This window comes from Gordonia sp. (in: high G+C Gram-positive bacteria) (genome assembly GCF_049299075.1).
Taxonomy (GTDB): Bacteria; Actinomycetota; Actinomycetes; order Mycobacteriales; family Mycobacteriaceae; genus Gordonia.
The window spans coordinates 1-4,262 of record NZ_JBAQWU010000306.1 but is presented as its reverse complement, the minus strand read 5'-3'; the positions used below and the strand labels follow the sequence as shown (position 1 = coordinate 4,262).

The 4,262-nt window shown below is 66.1% G+C and carries 4 protein-coding genes; 2 read left to right on the top strand and 2 right to left on the bottom strand.

Annotation, left to right across the window (positions count from 1 at the left end; all coding sequences use genetic code 11):
• Window positions 1–2,223: acetate--CoA ligase family protein (locus WAW85_RS09355; protein ID WP_422559342.1), on the top strand; the 2,223-nt coding region annotated here is incomplete at its 5' end.
• A 64-nt stretch (window positions 2,224–2,287) separates the two neighbouring features.
• Here the strand turns inward: WAW85_RS09355 and WAW85_RS09350 are convergent.
• Entirely contained in the window at window positions 2,288–3,250 is a 963-nt protein-coding gene (locus WAW85_RS09350) for a sigma-70 family RNA polymerase sigma factor (protein WP_422559341.1), read from the bottom strand.
• Between the two features lie 115 nt (window positions 3,251–3,365).
• Entirely contained in the window at window positions 3,366–3,815 is a 450-nt protein-coding gene (locus WAW85_RS09345; RefSeq protein WP_422559340.1) for a DUF3099 domain-containing protein, read from the bottom strand.
• Window positions 3,816–3,883: 68 nt separating this feature from the next.
• Between WAW85_RS09345 and WAW85_RS09340 the strand changes: the two genes are divergently transcribed.
• The gene (locus WAW85_RS09340; protein ID WP_422559339.1) at window positions 3,884–4,117 is read left to right on the top strand and encodes a DUF3039 domain-containing protein; all 234 of its coding nucleotides are present in this window, start codon (window positions 3,884–3,886) and stop codon (window positions 4,115–4,117) included.
• Window positions 4,118–4,262 lie beyond the last annotated feature (145 nt).

Genomic DNA, 4,262 nt, shown 5'->3' with positions numbered 1-4,262 from the left:
GTCGCGGTGTTCAAGGCGGCCGGCTATCAGCTCAGCCGGTCGTTCGACGGCAGCACTGTGCACGTCGAGTTCGACATCGACCGGACCGATGCCATCGAGTCGGTTCGTAACGCCCGCGAGCGTGCGTCCGAGGCGCGCAGTATCGCTAACCTGCTGCGCCCGCAGGCGGTGGCCGTGATCGGTGCGTCGTCGGACCCGAAGAAGGTCGGCCACGTGTTGCTCGCCAACCTGATCGCGGCCGGTTTCACCGGCCCGGTCTATCCGGTGAACGGACCCGGTCAGACCCGGTCGGTGCGCGCCATCCGCGCCTACGAGCGGGTCATCGACATCCCCGATCCGGTGGACCTGGCCGTGGTGGCCGTGCCCGCCTCGGAGATGACCGACGTGCTCGACGACTGTCTGGCGAAGGGCGTCAAAACGCTCGTCGTGGTCTCCTCCGGGTTCGGTGAACTCGGCGACGAGGGAATGGTCACCGAACGCGCGCTGGTCGAACAGGTCCGGGCACACGGCATGCGGTTGGTCGGGCCGAACGCGCTCGGAGTGGTGAACAACGCGCCGGAGATCGCCCTCAACGCGACACTGGCCCCCCGCATTCCGGGCCCGGGGCACGTCGGCTTCTTCTGCCAGTCCGGCGCCCTGGGTATCACGATCCTCGATCACGCTGCCCAGCGCCAGCTGGGTCTGTCCACGTTCGTCTCGGCGGGTAACCGCGCCGACGTCTCGGGCAACGACCTGCTGCAGTACTGGGACACCGACGATTCCACCGACGTCGTGCTCCTGTATTTGGAGAACGTCGGTAACCCACGCAAGTTCAGCCGGATTGCGCGTCGGGTCGGCCGTAAAAAGCCGGTCGTGGCGATCAAATCGGGACATGGTGCACTGACCCGGGTGAGTGCGCAGCGCGAACGCTACGGTGCGGTCGACGACCGGATCGCCCAGATGATTCTTGCCCAGGCCGGGGTACTGCAGGTCGATACCCTCACCGACTTGTTCGACGCCGCCACGGTGCTGGCGTACCAACCATTGCCCGCCGGGCCGCGTACGGCGATTGTCGGTAACTCCTCGGTCATTGCTTCGCTGGCCGCCAATACGGCCCGCAGTTCCGGACTCACGGTGGTCTCGCTGATCGACTTGGGCCCCGCTGTGGTCGAATCCGAACTATCTGCTGCAGTGACCAGAGCCCTGGACGATCCGGAAGTCGACGCGCTGATCGTCGTATTCGTGCCGCCGGTTGCGGTGGATGCCGCTGAGTACTCGCGCGCCCTGATCGGTGCGGCGCAGCACTGCGCCATCCCCGGCAGCAAGCCGATCACCACCACCTTTCTGGCGACCGAAGGCATCCCGGCCGGTCTGTCGGTGGTCGGTCTGGAAGGAGTACCGACCCGCGGGTCGATTCCCTCCTATGCGACGCCCGAGCGGGCTGCCAGCGCGTTAGCGCTGAGCTGGCAGTATGCCAAGTGGAAGGCGCGGCCCGAAAGCATCGAAGTGGATCTGACGGGGGTGTCGCCGGAGCACGCGCGCAGCTACATCCGCGAACTGATGGGGGAGGGTACGAGCGAACTCACGCCGGTCCAGGCCGCCACAGTGCTGGCGTGGTATGGCATCGAGGTGGTGGAGTTCCGCGAGGTCACGACCTTGCACGAGGCGTCCGCGGCGGCGCGGGAACTCGGATTCCCGGTGGCCGTGAAGGCGGTCAGCGATGAGTGGGTGGGGCGACTCGACCGGGATGGTGCACGGCTGGACCTGTCGGATGCGACCGCCGTGATTACCGCGTTCGCTGAGCTTCAGGCACTGACCGGTGAACAGGCCCTTCAAGTGCAAAAGATGGCCCCCAAGGGGCTGGGCCTGTCCATCGGGGTGACGGAGAATACCGCGTTCGGTCCGGTCGCCTCGTTCGGGCTGTCCGGCCGGATCTTCGAATCTCTCGATGACCGGAGCTATCGAGCGGTGCCGATGACCCTCGACGACGCGGACGATCTACTCAACGAGCCGCGCTCCGCGCAGCTGCTCAACGCAGAGATCGGGGATCGGCCCGCCGATCGTGCGGCCGTGGTTGATGTGCTGCTACGGGTCTCTCAGCTGGTCGATGACATTCCCGAGATACGTGAAGTTCGGCTCGACCCGATCCTGTCGTCACCGGAGGGCACCGCGGTGCTGTCGGCGTACCTGATGATCGGACCGGTCCCGGCACTGGGTGACACGGGACCGCGCCGCCTGGGCTGAGATCCCGAAGGCACACCGGCCCACGACCGCCGCAGCGTTCGTGGGCCGGTGTGTCGGTCGGCGATCAGCTCGCGTAGGCGCGCAGCTTATCGGCGCGGTCACCCTGGCGGAGCTTGCCCATGACCTCGCGCTCGATCTGGCGGACGCGCTCGCGGGAGAGCCCGAATGTGCGGCCGATCTGATCTAGGGTGCGGGGCTGACCGTCATCGAGCCCGAAGCGCAGGGTGATGACCTGTCGTTCCCGGGCGTCGAGGGTACCCAGGACGGTCCGGATATCGGAGTGCAGCAGGTGACTTATCACCACATTCTCTGCGGAGGTGGCTTCGGTGTCTTCGATGAAGTCGCCGAGCGGGGCCTCTTCGTCGGTGCCGACCGGCATATCCAGGCTGACGGTGTCGCGGCTGTGGTCCATCAGATCGGCGATCTTCGCCGCCGGGATGCCGGTCTCGGCCGACAGTTCCTCGTCGGTGGCCTCGCGGCCCAGCTGCTGGTGCAGCTCGCGGCGGATCCGGGAGATCTTGTTCACTTGCTCGACGAGGTGGACGGGGAGGCGGATGGTGCGGCTCTGATCGGCCATACCGCGACTGATCGCCTGGCGGATCCACCAGGTGGCGTAGGTCGAGAACTTGAAGCCCTTGGCGTAGTCGAACTTCTCCATGGCGCGGATCAGGCCGAGGTTGCCTTCCTGAATCAAGTCCAACAGCGGCATGCCGCGGCCGGTGTAGCGCTTGGCCAACGACACCACCAGTCGCAAATTGGCTTCCAACAGGTGAGCGCGCGCCTGCACGCCTTCGCGGACGAGAATCTTCAGGTCGCGCTTGCGGGCGGCGCCCATTCGCTTAGTGGTGTCGAGAAGATGCTGCGCGTAGAGACCGACTTCGATGGCCTTAGCCAGATCGACTTCCTGCTCGGCAGTGAGCAACGCCGTGCGACCGATTCCGTTGAGGTAGACGCGGACCAGATCAGCGGACGGCGACTGCGCGTCCAGGTCCTGGGCGGTGGGCGTGGGACGGGTTGCGGTGGTCATGCGGCCTCCTCGTATCGACGTGGATCTAGCAAGTGCATTCACCTGGTCCAACGCCGCAGGCGCACGGAAGGTTCCCGCATTGACTGAGAAGTCGCTGAGGAAGCCGGCGGATCCCTCAGCCGAGGGGCGGGTCGTCGGCGGACGGGTGCTGCCGGGCGGGCTCGCGATCAACCAGACCACCGTCAATCACCCGGGAGTCCGGACCGGGCGGGGTGTGGCTGGTGGCTTCGGCGGTCAGTTCGCCCGGCCCGACGGTGCGGCCGGCGCCGAACCGGTAGTACTGGACGTCTTCGCGCTGGCGGGGCGGTCGGTCGTTGGCGATAAGCACGGCGACCCAGGGGAGCGGGATGGAGATCGCGATGATGCCGATCGCCCACCAAGGGCTGGCGGTCCACGCGTACACCAGACCCGCGATCACCAGGGCCGGTACCCGAATGCTCATCATCAGCAGATACTTTCGGACCCGGGCCCGATGCTGGGCCTCCAGACTGTCTTCGGCACTGGTGATGAGAAAGGCGTCGGTCGTGGTCGCTGACTGCCTGGCGTTCTCGGTTGCTCGTGCCATGTCTCCACTGTCCCACTTCCCCGGGCCGCGCGCACACACGGGTGGACCGGGTGCGTCACAATGGAGAGATGACGACCAAGACGATAGAACGCCCCGACCTCGACGAGCGGACTGAACAGGACGACGACACTCCGAAGGTCTTCCACTACGTCAAGAAGGACAAGATCGCCGAGAGCGCGGTGTTGGGCAGCCACGTCGTTGCGCTGTGCGGCGAGGTCTTCCCGGTCACGAAGTCGGCCAAACCGGGCTCGCCGGTGTGTGAGCGCTGCAAGAAGGTCTACGCCAAGATGAAGAAGGACTGACGCGGACGCGGCTCAGTTGCCCTCGTCGGATCGTCGGGCACGGCGCCAGGAGTCAGTGATTTCGCTGGTCTGCGCGGTGACCCAATGCCGAACCGCCGGTCGATTCTTTTTGCTAGGCCAGAGCTCTTCGATGGCCGCATTGAAC

Bases quoted from the DNA above. Each gene is read 5' to 3' on its own strand.
- WAW85_RS09350 (WP_422559341.1), bottom strand. From the start codon at position 3,250: ATGACCACCGCAACCCGTCCCACGCCCACCGCCCAGGACCTGGACGCG.
- WAW85_RS09345 (WP_422559340.1), bottom strand. From the start codon at position 3,815: ATGGCACGAGCAACCGAGAACGCCAGGCAGTCAGCGACCACGACCGAC.
- WAW85_RS09340 (WP_422559339.1), top strand. From the start codon at position 3,884: ATGACGACCAAGACGATAGAACGCCCCGACCTCGACGAGCGGACTGAA.